Consider the following 13,728-nt stretch of genomic DNA (forward strand, 5'->3'; position numbering starts at 1 on the left):
AGTAAGGCTTGCCAGCGCGGCGAGACACGCGCCAGACCCTGACTGCGCCACCTCGCCGCACCCGCGGGTTCCCCAAAAATCGAGCCGGGTCAGCCGTTTACCGCAGTCCTGTTGTGACTTTTGGATGGGTTGACCCGCTTCCCCCATCCGGCCAATTTCCCGGCCGGTTTGGGGAGTACAACAACCATGAAACGGACGATTTTCGGCGCGGCCGCGGCTCTTGCCCTGGCGGCGTCGGCACCTTGCGCGCATGCGCAATCCTTCATCAACGTGCTGACCGGCGGCACCTCCGGCGTCTACTATCCGCTCGGGGTCGCGATCGGAAAGATCTACGGCGACAAGATTCCGAACGTGAAGACGCAGGTGCAGGCCACCAAGGCGTCGGTCGAGAACCTGATCCTGCTCCAGCAGGGCCGCGGCGAAATTGCGTTCACGCTGGGTGACTCGCTCAAAGCCGCCTGGGAGGGCGACGAGGAAGCCGGCTTCAAGACCAAGCTGGACAAGCTGCGCACCATCGGCGCGATCTATCCGAACTACATCCAGATTGTCGCGACCGCCGAATCGGGCATCAAGACGCTCGCAGATCTCAAGGGCAAGAGCCTCTCGGTCGGCGCGCCGAAGTCGGGCACCGAGCTCAATTCCCGTGCGATCCTCGCGGCCGCAGGTATGACCTACAAGGACCTCGGCAAGGTCGAATATCTGCCGTTCGCCGAGTCCGTCGACCTCATGAAGAACCGCCAGTTGGGCGCGACGCTTCAATCGGCCGGCCTTGGCGTCGCCTCGCTGAAGGATCTCTCGAGTTCGGCCTCGATCACCGTGGTGTCGGTGCCGAAGGAGACCATCGACAAGATCGGCCCGCCCTTCATCTCGGCAATCATTCCGGCCAATACCTATACCGGCCAGGACAAGGACGTGCCGACCGCGGCCGTCGTCAACTATCTCGTGACGAGCTCCGCGGTGTCGGACGACCTCGCCTACCAGATGACCAAGCTGATCTTCGAGTCGCTGCCCGAATTGCAGAACGCCCATGCCGCGGGCAAGGAGATCAAGCTCGAGGCGGCCGCCACCGGCAGCCCGGTTCCGCTGCATCCCGGCGCGATCCGCTATTACAAGGAAAAAGGGCTGATCAAGTAGTCAGCTTTCGTTATCGGACGTCATGGCCGGGCAAAAGCACGAAGCGCGTCTTCGCGCAGATGTCCCGGCCATCCACGTTCTTGGCGACACCGTAGGCCGTGGATGGCCGGGACAAGCCCGGCCATGACGCGTGCGGTGGCACTGCCAATGTTATAATGACGCACCAAAAGGGCGCGGGGACATATCGATGTTGCAGGCAGAGGGCTCCGCAGGGCCTATCAAGGTTGAATTCGACAATTTCGAGCACGGTTTTCCGGAAGGTTTTGGTCCGGGCTGGTGGGGCACTCTCGCCTACTGGATCGGCATCGCCTTCGCCACCTTCCAGCTCTATGTCGCCGCCTTCAACTATCTGCCGAGCCAGGTGGTGCGCGGCGTCCATGTCGGCTTCCTCGTTCTCCTCACCTTCGGCCTGATCGCCAACTTTACCGCGAAGAGCGATGTCGGCCGTACGCTCGGCTGGGTGATCGGCGGCGCCGGCTTCTTCTGCGGCCTCTACCAGTGGATCTTCTATGCCGACCTGATCGCGCGCGACGGCGATCCGACGCGGCTCGATCTCGCGGTCGGCACCCTGCTCGCGGTCCTGATCTTCGAGGGCACGCGGCGCCTGATGGGCGCGGCGCTGCCGCTGATGTGCGGCGCGTGTCTTCTCTACTGGTTCTTCGGCCAATACCTGCCGTCGCCGCTCAACCATCGCGGCTACGACTTCGACCAGATCGTCACGCATCTGTCGTTCGGCACCGAAGGTTTTTACGGCGTGCCGATCTACGTTTCGGCGACCTACATCTTCCTGTTCATCCTGTTCGGCTCGTTCCTGGAACGCGCCGGCATGATCCAGCTGTTCACTGACGTCTCGCTCGGCCTGTTCGGCCGCACTCGCGGCGGACCGGCCAAGGTCGCGGTGTTCGCTTCGGGCATGATGGGCACAATCTCCGGCTCCGGCGTCGCCAACGTCGTCACGGTCGGCCAGTTCACGATTCCGCTGATGATCAAGTTCGGCTATCGCCGCGCCTTTGCGGCGGGCGTCGAGGCGACGGCCTCGATGGGCGGGCAGATCATGCCGCCGGTGATGGGCGCGGTCGCCTTCATCATGGCGGAGACGCTCGGCGTCCAGTACTCGGAAATCGTCAAGGCGGCGGCGATCCCCGCCATCCTCTATTTCGCGTCCGCCTTCTGGATGGTGCATCTGGAAGCCGGCAAGCACGGCCTCGTCGGCATGAAGCGCTCGGAGATTCCGAGCGCCTGGAAGGCGCTGGTGACGCGTTGGTATCTCGTGCTGCCGCTCGCGGCGCTCGTCTACATGCTGTTCGAGGGCTTTACGCCGCTCTATGCTGGCAGCATGGGCCTTGCGCTCACGGTGACGCTGATCCTGGGCGCCAGCATCACGGCCGGCGCCTCCTCGATGGTCGTCCGCTCCATCTTCTGGATCGGACTTGCGCTCGTCGTCGGCGCGCTGTCGCGCGACGGTCTCCAGATCGTGCCGGTCGCGAGCGTCGTCGTCGGACTGATCGTGATCACGGCGTTCGTGCGCGGCGGGTTCGCGGCCTTGCGCGAATGCCGCAATGCGCTGGCCGAGAGTGCGAAGTCGGCGATCACGGTGGGTATGGCCTGCGCCATCGTCGGCGTCATCATCGGCATGATGTCGCAGACCGGCGTCGGCACCATTTTTGGCAGCTGGGTGATCGGTCTCGGCGAGAAGAGCCTGTTCCTGGCGCTGATCATGACCATGCTGCTGTCGATCCTGCTCGGCACGGGCATTCCGACGATCCCGACCTACATCATCACCGCCGCGCTCGCCGCGCCGGCGCTGGCGAAGCTCGGCGTGCCCTTGATCGCGAGCCATATGTTCGCGTTCTATTACGGCATCATGGCCGACCTCTCGCCGCCGGTGGCGCTCGCAGCACTTGCGGCGGCGCCGATCGCGAAGGAGAACCCGGACAAGATCGGCTGGGAGGCGATGCGCATCGCGCTCGCCGGCTACGTCATTCCGTTCATCTTCGTCTATTCCCCGGCGCTGATGCTCCAGGCCGGCGATCCCATGGCGGCCAAGCTCGGCTTCTACGGCGCGGTGGCGCTCGCGACCTTCAAGGCGCTGGTGGCGATCGGCCTGTTCGGCATGGTCGCGATCGGTTTTCTGTTCACGCGCATGACGCTGCTCGAACGCGTGCTCGCGCTCGGCGCCGCGCTCTGCCTGCTCGGTGACTTCGCCTTCAGCGACACCGTGGGCTTCGTGCTTTCCGCCGCGCTCTTGCTGTGGCAGTGGCGGCAGCGTCCGCCGGCCGTCGTCGAAGCCGCGTGAGCCTCTGCTTCGCAACAGCGGGTGGCGTGAAAGCGCTGGCGCTTTCCGCCTTCACGCTGGTGTGGACGCATTCGATCGCGAAGGTGGACTGGCAGGAAGACTGGCGCGTCACCCCCGCCGGCCTCGAGCTGGTGCAGGCCCGCGTCAAGGGCACCGGGCCCGGCATGGAGCCGCCGCCCGAGGCGCGGCTCGTCGACGGCTGGTTTCAGTGGAAGCCGCAGCGTGCACCGATGCCGGAGGTCGTGCTTGGCAATTCCGGCGCGGCCGGGGAATGGCGGTTATGCCATGATGGAAGCTGCCGGACTCTTTCGGAGATTGTCGGGCATCCCATCGGTGCTAACGTCACCACGATGAAGATTTGCAGCGATCCGTAGCCCGGATGGAGCGAAGCGCAATCCGGGAACAGTCGCCGCGGATTACGCTGCGCTCCATCCGGGCTACAAGAACAGCAAAGGAGACACGCGATGGATCGGCTCAAAGGCAAGGTTGCGATGGTGGTGGGCGCCGGCTCGATCGGGCCCGGCTGGGGCAACGGCAAGGCGACCGCGGTGACCTTTGCGCGCGAGGGCGCGCAGGTGTTTTGCGTCGACCGCAACGGTGCTGCGGCCGAGGAGACCGCGAAGATCATCACGGGTGAGGGCGGCAATGCGACTGCCTTCACCGCGGACGTTTCGCGCGCGAGCGAGATTGAAGCGATGGTGGCGGCGTGCCTGAAGGCCTATGGCCGCATCGATGTGCTCGACAACAATGTCGGCATCGCCGAGATGGGCAGCGTGGTCGAGGTCACCGAAGAAAGCTGGGACCGCGTCTTCACTGTCAACCTCAAGAGCGCCTATCTCGCCATGAAGCACGTCGTCCCCGTGATGGTGAAGCAGGGCTGCGGCTCGATCATCAACATCTCCTCGATCGCCTCGATCCGGCATGTCGGGATTTCCTATGTCAGCTACAACGCCAGCAAGGCCGCGATGAACCAGCTGACGCGCTCCACCGCGATCGAGTTCGCGAAGAACCATGTGCGGGTGAATGCAATCCTGCCTGGCCTGATGAAGACGCCGATGGTGGAGCATTCCGCGGGTCTCGCGAATAGCTACGCCAAGGGCGACGTCGAGGCGATGTGGCGCGCCCGCGACGCGCAGGTGCCGATGGGGCACATGGGCGAGGCCTGGGACGTCGCCAATGCCGCGCTGTTCCTGGCGTCGGACGAGTCGAAATATGTGACGGGGATCGAGCTCGTGGTCGACGGCGGGATCACGTGCAAGGCGGGGGCTTAAGGCGCCTCATACTCCGCTGTCGTCCCGGGGCGCGCAAGGCGCGAACCCGGGACCCATAACCACAGGACGAAGTTGCCGCGCGAGCTAGCAACTCCGAGTCTTCGCCAAACCACGTCCTGTGGCTATGGATCCCGGATCTGCGCTGCGCTTGTCCGGGACGACATCGGAGAACTACTGCGCCAGCGCCAAAATCCCGCCGGCAAACGAATGCCACGCGGCACTCTCGCTGATCGGCCAGTTCAGCACCTTCACCGCCAGCAGCGCGAGCGTGCCGTAGATGTAGACCGGGTGCACGCGGCCATCGGTGCGCCAGTCGCGCACCATGGCGACGACGAGCAGGAGCGAAGCGACCACGGCCGGGGCGATCGTGACGGGCACCGGCGGCGGGCCGGGCGGTCCGGGAGGCGCGAGGAAGGTAATGAACCAGCGCGCGATCGCGGCGTCGAGGATCGAGACCGCGGCAAGCAGCATCAGGCGCTTGTGAATCTCGGGCTTTCGCGTGTTGATGATCGCGAGCACGAACACCACCGCGAAGAACGCGATGCCGCTCATCGGCACGATCGAGAAGCCGATGCCGGCGTCCTTCTGCCCAAGTGCGGCGGCGTGCTGCATCACGTGCACCGAGGCGAGAAAGCCGAAGATCGTCATCGCGGTCGCAAGCGACACGCCGGCAATCCCGAGCGCGCGGTGATTGACCACGCGGCCTGACGCCGTGAGCCAGGTCTGGATCACGAAATAGAGAGACCAGGTGAAGAACAGGAGCCCGTGAAAATGAATGACCGGGCTCGCCGAAAACGTCCGCTGCGCGATCGGTACGAAATAGGTCGGCGCGAAGCCGAGAAACGCGGTGGCTGCGCAGGCCAGTGCCATATTGAGATAAAAATATCGTGCAGGCGACGCATCACGCGCGCGTACACGACGGTCGTCGATCAAGGTCGTCATCTGGAATGAGTCTGGAGAGGCGGTGTTTGGTTCAACGTAGACCGCTGTCGTCCCGGGGCGCGCGCAGCGAGCCCGGGACCCATAACCACGGGGAGCAGTTGTCGCGCGAGCTGGCAACTCCGAGTCTTCGCAAAACCATGGCCTGTGGTTATGGGTCCCGGATCTGCGCTTCGCTTGTCCGGGACGACAGCGGTGTTTGCGGATCTATCCGCCCGCGCTCAATTCTGCGCGATCGAGCTCTTCCTCGATCCGGTGAAACGCGTCGTCGCCGATCACTTCGGTATCGCGAAGGCCGAGGATCGATTTGCGCGCGGCCTCGATGGCGCGGCGGCGCAGCGGATCGGCGGGCAACTCGCCGCTGGCGATGCCGCCGTGCGGATCGTCGTCGGCCTGCATCAGGATGGCGCGGTATTCGAGCCGCAGGATTTCCGCCTCCTCCGACGGATCGTCCTCGATCGCATCGAGCGCGGCGCGATAGGCGACTGCGCGGGCGCGCGCGACCTCGATACCGACGGGATCGTCGTCCTTGAGGCCGAAGGCGAGGATCAGCGGCCGCAGCGTCAGGCCCTGGATGACCAGCGAGCCCAGCACCACCGCAAAGGCGATGAAGACGATGAAGTCGCGGTAGGGGAAGTTTTCCGGCAAGGCGAAGGCGGTGGCGAGCGTGACGAGACCGCGCATGCCGCACCAGGAGATGATGAGGCCACCCTTCGGCGAGGCAACCTGCTTGGGATCCCTCGGATGATAGAGCCGGTGCGCGATCAGGACGCGCAGCGTCGCGCGGTAGAACGTGATCCAGGCAAGCCGCACCAGGACCACCGTGAGCAGGATCCAGGCGGCCGCCACGCAATATTCCCAGCGTACCTCCGCGTCCAGCCGCGTCCAGATCGGCCGCATCTGCATGCCGATCAGCATGAAGGCGAGCACGTTGAGCACGAACACCATCGTTTCCCAGACCGCATAGGACGGCACCCGCAACCGCGCCGGCATGCGCGCCCCCGCCGTGCGCGCGACGGTGATGGCGTAGACGACGATGGTGAGGATGCCGGAGAGGCCGAGATGCTCGGCTGCGATCCAGACCATGAAGGTGGTGGCGAACTGCACGATGATCGCGCTCGGCGCTTCCTTCACGCGTTCCAGGAACAGCGGGATGATGCGCCCGGCCAAAAGACCGGCGAGGACGCTGCCGACCAGCCCGAGTGCGATCGTCGGCGCGACCTCGCTCCATTTCAGATGCTCCATGACGACGGCGCCGACCGCGATGCGATAGATCAGAAGCGCGCTGGCGTCGTTGAGCAGGCTCTCGCCTTCCAGGACCTTCACCATGCGATAGGGCAGCTTGACCTGGCTCAGGATCGCAACCGCGGCCGCGGCATCCGGCGGGGCCACGATGGCGCCGAGCGCAATGGCGGCGGCCCAGGGCATGTCAGGCATCAGCCGGTGCGCGACGAAGGCCACGCCGACCGTGGTCAGGCCGACCGCGGCGACCACCAGGGTCGAGACCGGAACCCAGTTGTTGCGGAGATCGCGCAGCGAGGTGTCGAAGGCGGCATCCATCAGCACCGGTGCGACAAAAAGTGCCAAGGCGAGGTCGGGTTCGAGCGTCCAGGAGGGGCTGTTCGGCACGAAGGCGATCAGCGCGCCGCCGATGGCGAGAAAGGTCGGGTAGGGGACCTTGATCCGCCGCGCCAGCGCCGATAATGCAACGGCGCCGAGCAGAAGCACGATGATCCATTCGAATGTCGACACGTTGATCCCCGAAACCGATTTTGGCTGTGCCACAAGCTAGCACCAATCCGGCCGTATGATGGATAGTGCACCCTCAAGGCAAGGCTCAAGGCAAGGCTCAAGCCAAGACCCAAGCCAAGACCCAGGCCAAGATTCAAGCCAAGACTTTCCGACTGCAGCTAGCATGCGTTCTCAAAATCTCATTCGATTGTCCGGTGCGGTGGCGCTCTGTGTGCTTTCGCTCGGGGCGGCCCATGCTGCGACCGGCGGCGAGCCCGCCGCCGTCGTGCAGGTCGATGTCGCGCCGTGCCTCGCTGCTGCTGCCGCCGACGACATGGACAAGGCCGGCTCCGCCTGCGCTTCCGTCATCGACAACGAGAAGACGGCCAAGGCGGACCTGGTCAAGGCGCTGGTCGCGCGCGGCGCGCTTTATGCTCGGCATGACCAGGTCGACCGTGCGATCGCCGACGACAGCCGCGCTCTTCAGCTCGATCCGACCCTGGCCGACCTCTTCAACGCCCGCGGCGAGCTCTGGCTGAAGAAGGGCGACAAGCCGAAGGCGGTGCAGGATTTCGGCGCCGCGCTGAAGATCGATCCGAACCACGAGAAGGCCAAGGCCAATCACAAGGCGATGGCGCGCGAGCTCGAGCGGATCGGCGCGCAGATGGCGGTGGCCGGCAAGCCCAGCTTCAATTGCAGGAGTGCGGCCCGGGCCGTCGAGAAGGCGATCTGCGCCAACCGCGAGCTCGCCGATCTCGATCGGGAGATTTTTGCGTCGAACGCCCGCGCGATCCGGGAGGCACGCAATCCTGCGGAAGCCAGGGCGCTTCAGCGCGCGCAGGACGAGTTCATTGCCCGCCGCAATGCCGGATTTGGCCGGCCGGGCTACGATCTGAAGAAGGCGATGCAGGAGCGGCGGCAGCGGATCAACGGGGTGGACGGGTATTGAGGGCTTCCTTCGCCTCTCCCGGCAAGCGGGGCGAGGGAGTGCAGGCGCCCGTGCGTCCCTAACAGGCCCGAATTGAACCCATTCCTCGCCCGCCGCGACAATGGTGAACACCTGATGTCACGGAGTCTTCCCGATGTGCGGCACGCGTTCTTCCGCGCAAATGTTCCCGTTTGCAAAAATCCCGCTTGGCGCCTTCCTGCTCAGCGCCGCGATGAGCCTTGTCCTCGCCGCCCCGGCCTCTGCTGCCGTCGATTGCGTGATGGGCAGCAAGACTGCGCCCGCCGAACTGATCACGGCGTGCGGCGCCATCATCGACCAGACCACCAATTCGAGCTCCGACCGCGCCGCCGCGCTGCTGGTGCGCGCCGACGCCAATGCGCGAACCTCAGGCGGCCTCACGCAGGCGCTGCGGGATATTGACCGCGCCATCGCGCTGGACGGCAAGAACTCAAAGGCCTGGCGCTTGCGCGGCGACCTGCTGCGCGAGGCCGGCGGCGATCTCAACCGTGCCGCGGCTGATCTCAGCAAGGCCATCGAACTCGATCCGCAGGACGCGGAAGCCTACGAGCTGCGCGGCGTCGTCTACACCAATCAGCGCCGGCTCGACCGCGCGCTCGCCGATTACGATCAGGCGATCAAGCTGAAGCCGGATGATGCGCAGGCCTGGTCCGACCGCGGCGTGAACTATTATCTCGGCGGTGACAACGAGAAGGCGATCCGCGATCTCAGCGAGGCGCTGCGGCTCGATCCGAACCGGCCGCGCGCCTACACCAATCGCGGCGCGGCCTACAAGAAGCTCGGCCAGCTCGACAAGGCGGTCGCCGATGACGGCGAGGCGATCAAGCTCGATCCGAAGGTCCCCGAATATTACGACAATCGTGGCCTGGTGCTGGCCGCGATGGGTGAGTACGACAAGGCGATCGCCGACTACGACCAGGCGCTGCGGCTGGCGCCGCGGCCGAACTTCTTCACCAACCGCGGCGACTCTTACCAGCTCAAGGGCGAGCTTGGCGCGGCGCTCAGCGACTACGAGGCTGCGCTGAAGATCGATCCGAATTTCGCGCAGACCTTCAACAACCGCGCGGTGCTCTACAAGAAGATGGGCGAACGCAAGAAGGCGCTGGCCGATTACGAGACGGCGCTGAAGCTCGATCCCGGCAACGAGAATGCCGCCAACGGCCGCCGCAGCATGATCGCGGAGATTGCGAAGTTCGGCGCCGAGCCGTTGCGTCCGCTCGCGGCGAGTTCCGGCAACGGCCCGTCGTTCGATTGCGCCACGGCAAAGCGCGAGGTCGAGAAGGTGATCTGCGCCGATCCGCAACTCGGCGTGCTCGATCGCCAGATTGCCGAGACCTATGAGCGGGTGCTGAAGGCCACGAAAGGCCGTTCGGCCGGCGACCTCCGCAAGACCCAGCGCGATTTCCTCACCACGCGGAATGCGAGCTTCGGCCGGCCCGGCTATGATCTGAGGAAGGTCATGCAGGAACGGTTGCAGCGGCTGAATGCGATGGAGAGTTGAGGCGCCTCTACGCGCACACTGCGTTCCCTCCCCCCTTGCGGGGGAGGGTTAGGGAGAGGGGTAGCCACAAACTCTGGACTGAGTTCGTGGCCACCCCTCTCTCCCGCTCTCCCCCGCAAGGGGGGAGAGGGCTCACCTTTGTCGTGGCTCCAGCTTGCCTCGATGGCCTTTCTTCCCTCCCTCCCAAAGACCCATCCTTTTCAGCTTGAACCGCGGCCCGTTCCCGGGAAAATACCTCTCAAACAACGCCGGCACTTGATCCCTGTCATGGCGGGACGCTCGTCCTGTCGGTCAGGTCAAGGCAAGGCGAATAAAGGGAACGGGAGCGCGGGAATGAACGTCAAGGGAACGAGTCTCTATCACGAGGTCCATGCGCGCTCGCTGGCTGATCCCCAGGGCTTCTGGGCCGAGGCGGCCACGGACATCGACTGGATCGAGCCGCCAAAGACGATCTTCGATGCCTCGCAGGGCGTCTACGGCCGCTGGTTCATGGGGGGCGTCGTCAACACCTGCTACAACGCGCTCGACCGTCATGTCGAACGCGGCCGCGCCGACCAGGTCGCGCTGATCCATGATTCGCCGCTGACGGGCTCGGTCACCAAGTTCACCTATGCCGAGCTATTGGGTGAGGTGCAGGCGCTCGCCGCCACCATGCAGGATTTTGGCGTCGCCAAGGGCGATCGCGTCATCCTGTATATGCCGATGGTGCCGGAGGCCGTCGTCGCGATGCTCGCCTGCGCGCGCATCGGCGCGGTGCACTCGGTTGTGTTCGGCGGCTTTGCCGCCAAGGAGCTCGCCACCCGCATCGATGACGCGCAGCCAAAGCTCATTCTCTCCGCAAGCTGCGGTATCGAGCCCGGCCGGATCGTGCAGTACAAGCCGCTGCTCGACGAGGCGATCAAGCTTGCGGGCACGAAGCCGAAGGCCTGCATCGTGCTGCAACGTCCCCAGCACATCTGCGACCTCACACCGGGCCGCGACTACGATTGGGCGAGCCTTCGCCGCAAGGCGATGAACGACGGCAAGAGAGCCCCTTGCGTGCCTGTCGCCGCCACCGATCCGCTCTACATCCTTTACACTTCAGGCACGACCGGTATCCCCAAGGGCGTCGTGCGCGACAATGGCGGCCATCTCGTCGCGGTGAAATGGTCGATGTTCAATCTCTATGGCGTCAAGCCGGGCGAGGTCTGGTGGTGTGGCTCCGACATCGGCTGGGTGGTCGGCCACAGCTACATCATCTATGGCCCGCTGCTGCATGGTGCGACGTCGATCATGTACGAGGGCAAGCCAATCGGCACGCCCGATGCCGGCGCGTTCTGGCGCGTCATCAGCGAGCACAAGGCGGTCGCCTTCTTCACGGCACCGACGGCGTTCCGCGCGATCCGCAAAGAGGATCCGGAAGGAAAGTTCATCCGGCAATACGACCTGTCGCAATTCCGCACGCTGTTCCTCGCCGGCGAGCGTGCCGATCCGCCGACGGTGGAATGGGCGGAGCAGCAGTTGAAGGTGCCGGTGATCGACCATTGGTGGCAGACCGAGACGGGCTGGTGCATCGCCGGCAATCCGGTCGGTCTCGGCATGCTGCCGGTGAAGCATGGCTCGCCGACGGTGCCGATGCCGGGCTACCAGGTCGACGTCGTCGACGAAGCCGCAAAGCCCGTCGGCCCCAATACCATGGGCTCGATCGTCATCAAGCTGCCGATGCCACCGGCCTGCCTGCCGACGCTGTGGAATCAGGATGCGCGCTTCAAGGAAGCCTACCTCACTGAATTCCCCGGCTACTACAAAACCTCGGACGCCGGCTACAAGGATGAGGACGGCTATGTCTTCGTGATGGGCCGCACCGACGACATTATCAACGTCGCCGGCCACAGACTCTCCACCGGCGGCATGGAGGAGATTTTGGCCTCGCATCCGGACGTCGCCGAATGCGCCGTGCTCGGCGTCAAGGACGCGATCAAGGGCGAGGTGCCCTGCGGCTTCCTGGTGCTCAAGGCCGGCGTGAAGCGCGCGCCTGCGGAGATCGAAAAGGAGATCGTCGCGCTGGTGCGCGACAGGCTCGGCCCCGTCGCCGCCTTCAAGCTCGCCATCACCGTCGGCCGCCTGCCGAAGACGCGCTCGGGGAAGATCCTGCGCGGTACCATCAAGAAGATCGCCGATGGCGAAGCCTGGACCATGCCGGCCACGATCGAGGATCCCAAGGTGCTGGACGAGATCGGCGAGGCGCTGAAGGGCAGGGTGTGAGGCGATCTCCGCTGTCATCACCCGCGAAAGCGGGTGATCCAGTACGCCGCGGCCGGAGTTGTGTGACCCAATGACCGCCGCGGAGTACTGGATTCCCCGCCTGCCGCCTACGCTAAAGCTTCGGCGCCCCTGGACCTCAACCCCGGCGAAGCCTTGGCGTAGCCGGGTCGCAGGGAATGACAGCGCGTGGGGAACGACGCCCAGGGACTTACAATCTCCTCATTCCGGGCTAAACAGGGCCGGCCAACAGGGGACCTCGTATGCCACTCGCCACCGCGCCGCGCCTGCTTGTCGCCGTGCTGCTCGCCGTCGCTCTCTCCGCCTGCTCCGCGCGCTACCAGACGCCGGTGGCGGTGGGCGGTGACGATGACGACGCGGTCTGTCAGAGTCGCGGCTATGCGCAGGGCTCGCCCGAATACGTGGCCTGCCGCAAGGACCGCGACGTCCAGCGCAACGCTGCCACCGCCCGGTCCGACCGCCGTCAGCGCGATCTCGGCGAGTACATGCTGAACCATCCCGAGCGGCCGTGACATCGGCTACGGAATTATCCTGCGCATTCATTCGCGTTTCTCGTGACACATCGGCAACGCCACAACCAAATCGTGTCGCGTCAGTCCTGATTTGATCGGCGTCAAATCCATCACCATCCCCTTTCTGCTCTGACGCTGATGTCGCGCAACGACGCGCGAGAGATGGCTGAAGGGGAATGCAATGAACGGAACGACAAAAAACCTGGCGCGGCTTGCGACGGTTGGCGCGATGCTCGTGGGGACTTTTGGCTCGGTGCGGGCGGCCGATCTGCCTGTCTATAAGAAGGCACCGCCGCCGGTAGAAGCGTTCAATCCGTGGATGGTGCGTCTGCGCGTGCTTGGCGTGTTGCCGGATGCCGGTGGCTCAACCGTCAATGTCGCAGGCGTGCCGTCGCTGTCGTCGCCGAATTCCGGGCTCTCGATCAGCGACCAGGTCGTGCCCGAGCTCGACATCAGCTATTTCTTCACCAAGAACATCGCGGCCGAGCTGATCCTCGGCGTGACCAGGCACTCGATCAGCGGCAACGGCTCGCTCGCGAACCTGCCGATCGGCAAGACCACGCTGCTGCCGCCGACGCTGACCTTGCAATATCACTTCGACAATTTCGGCGCGTTCAAGCCATATATTGGCGCCGGCGTGAACTACACCGTGTTCTTCAACAATTCGGCTGCCAATGCGCCAGCCGCCATCGCCGGCCCGCCCGCGATCGTTGCCACCACCACCAGCCTGCACGTCAGCAACGCCTGGGGCGGCGCCGTGCAGTTCGGCTTTGACTACATGCTCGACCGGCACTGGGGTCTCAACGTCGACGTCAAGAAGCTCTGGCTGCGGCCGGATTACTCAGCGACCGTCAGCGGCCTGCCGGTCACAGGCACCGCGCATATCGATCCGTGGCTGGTCGGTGGCGGTGTGACGTACAAGTTTTGATACGTCGTTGCTGTCGTTTTCGAGCTGTCGCCTAGGCGAACCCTGCGCTCCCTCCCCCCTTGCGGGGGAGGGCAGGGGAGAGGGGTAGCCCAGCAAACGGTGCGTGAGAGTCGCGCGAGACGCTTTGAGTTGATGGAGAGAGTCCCCGTGGGGCACCCCTCTCCCTAACCCTCCCCCGCAAGGGGGG

At 64.9% G+C, this 13,728-nt stretch carries 11 protein-coding genes; 9 read left to right on the forward strand and 2 right to left on the reverse strand.

Going from position 1 to position 13,728, the window contains the following annotated elements:
- Window positions 1-186 precede the first annotated feature (186 nt).
- From ABIA90_RS38550 to ABIA90_RS38565, 4 genes are all read left to right on the forward strand, one after another.
- Window positions 187-1,134 (forward strand): TAXI family TRAP transporter solute-binding subunit, encoded by a 948-nt coding sequence (locus ABIA90_RS38550; RefSeq protein ID WP_166348695.1) that lies wholly within the window; start codon window positions 187-189, stop codon window positions 1,132-1,134.
- 187 nt (window positions 1,135-1,321) lie between these two features.
- Complete coding sequence (locus tag ABIA90_RS38555) at window positions 1,322-3,430, forward strand: TRAP transporter permease (protein ID WP_354121461.1); 2,109 nt, start codon at window positions 1,322-1,324, stop codon at window positions 3,428-3,430.
- Window positions 3,391-3,804: a DUF1850 domain-containing protein gene (locus ABIA90_RS38560; protein WP_354121462.1), complete on the forward strand. Its 414-nt coding sequence runs from the start codon at window positions 3,391-3,393 to the stop codon at window positions 3,802-3,804. The genes ABIA90_RS38555 and ABIA90_RS38560 overlap by 40 nt, the downstream gene beginning before the upstream one ends.
- Before the next feature lie 90 nt (window positions 3,805-3,894).
- Window positions 3,895-4,701 (forward strand): SDR family NAD(P)-dependent oxidoreductase, encoded by an 807-nt coding sequence (locus ABIA90_RS38565; protein WP_354121463.1) that lies wholly within the window; start codon window positions 3,895-3,897, stop codon window positions 4,699-4,701.
- 171 nt (window positions 4,702-4,872) lie between these two features.
- Here the strand turns inward: ABIA90_RS38565 and ABIA90_RS38570 are convergent, their stop codons facing one another.
- Together ABIA90_RS38570 and ABIA90_RS38575 are read right to left on the reverse strand one after the other, a co-directional pair.
- The gene (locus tag ABIA90_RS38570; protein WP_354121464.1) at window positions 4,873-5,643 is read right to left on the reverse strand and encodes a hypothetical protein; all 771 of its coding nucleotides are present in this window, start codon (window positions 5,641-5,643) and stop codon (window positions 4,873-4,875) included.
- 204 nt (window positions 5,644-5,847) lie between these two features.
- Entirely contained in the window at window positions 5,848-7,425 is a 1,578-nt protein-coding gene (locus ABIA90_RS38575) for a cation:proton antiporter (RefSeq protein WP_354121465.1), read from the reverse strand.
- 130 nt (window positions 7,426-7,555) lie between these two features.
- Between ABIA90_RS38575 and ABIA90_RS38580 the strand changes: the two genes are divergently transcribed.
- The 5 genes from ABIA90_RS38580 (at window position 7,556) to ABIA90_RS38600 (ending at window position 13,541) form a co-directional block, all read left to right on the forward strand.
- On the forward strand, window positions 7,556-8,320 hold the full coding sequence (locus ABIA90_RS38580) for a tetratricopeptide repeat protein (protein WP_354121466.1): 765 nt from the start codon (window positions 7,556-7,558) through the stop codon (window positions 8,318-8,320).
- Between the two features lie 133 nt (window positions 8,321-8,453).
- The gene (locus ABIA90_RS38585) at window positions 8,454-9,839 is read left to right on the forward strand and encodes a tetratricopeptide repeat protein (RefSeq protein ID WP_354121467.1); all 1,386 of its coding nucleotides are present in this window, start codon (window positions 8,454-8,456) and stop codon (window positions 9,837-9,839) included.
- Window positions 9,840-10,172: 333 nt separating this feature from the next.
- On the forward strand, window positions 10,173-12,083 hold the full coding sequence (locus tag ABIA90_RS38590; RefSeq protein WP_354121468.1) for a propionyl-CoA synthetase: 1,911 nt from the start codon (window positions 10,173-10,175) through the stop codon (window positions 12,081-12,083).
- Between the two features lie 260 nt (window positions 12,084-12,343).
- Window positions 12,344-12,613, forward strand: a complete 270-nt coding sequence (locus ABIA90_RS38595) for a hypothetical protein (protein ID WP_354121469.1) — start codon at window positions 12,344-12,346, stop codon at window positions 12,611-12,613.
- A 181-nt stretch (window positions 12,614-12,794) separates the two neighbouring features.
- A complete protein-coding gene (locus ABIA90_RS38600) occupies window positions 12,795-13,541 on the forward strand; it encodes an OmpW/AlkL family protein (RefSeq protein ID WP_354121470.1) in 747 nt (248 codons plus the stop codon).
- Window positions 13,542-13,728 lie beyond the last annotated feature (187 nt).

The organism is Bradyrhizobium sp. LA6.8 (genome assembly GCF_040547935.1).
Classification (GTDB): Bacteria; Pseudomonadota; Alphaproteobacteria; order Rhizobiales; family Xanthobacteraceae; genus Bradyrhizobium; species Bradyrhizobium barranii.

Excerpts from the sequence above, each read along its gene's own strand:
- ABIA90_RS38550 (WP_166348695.1), top strand. The coding sequence starts at position 187 with ATGAAACGGACGATTTTCGGCGCGGCCGCGGCTCTTGCCCTGGCGGCG.
- ABIA90_RS38555 (WP_354121461.1), top strand. The coding sequence starts at position 1,322 with ATGTTGCAGGCAGAGGGCTCCGCAGGGCCTATCAAGGTTGAATTCGAC.
- ABIA90_RS38565 (WP_354121463.1), top strand. The coding sequence starts at position 3,895 with ATGGATCGGCTCAAAGGCAAGGTTGCGATGGTGGTGGGCGCCGGCTCG.
- ABIA90_RS38570 (WP_354121464.1), bottom strand. The coding sequence starts at position 5,643 with ATGACGACCTTGATCGACGACCGTCGTGTACGCGCGCGTGATGCGTCG.
- ABIA90_RS38580 (WP_354121466.1), top strand. The coding sequence starts at position 7,556 with ATGCGTTCTCAAAATCTCATTCGATTGTCCGGTGCGGTGGCGCTCTGT.
- ABIA90_RS38585 (WP_354121467.1), top strand. The coding sequence starts at position 8,454 with ATGTGCGGCACGCGTTCTTCCGCGCAAATGTTCCCGTTTGCAAAAATC.
- ABIA90_RS38590 (WP_354121468.1), top strand. The coding sequence starts at position 10,173 with ATGAACGTCAAGGGAACGAGTCTCTATCACGAGGTCCATGCGCGCTCG.
- ABIA90_RS38595 (WP_354121469.1), top strand. The coding sequence starts at position 12,344 with ATGCCACTCGCCACCGCGCCGCGCCTGCTTGTCGCCGTGCTGCTCGCC.
- ABIA90_RS38600 (WP_354121470.1), top strand. The coding sequence starts at position 12,795 with ATGAACGGAACGACAAAAAACCTGGCGCGGCTTGCGACGGTTGGCGCG.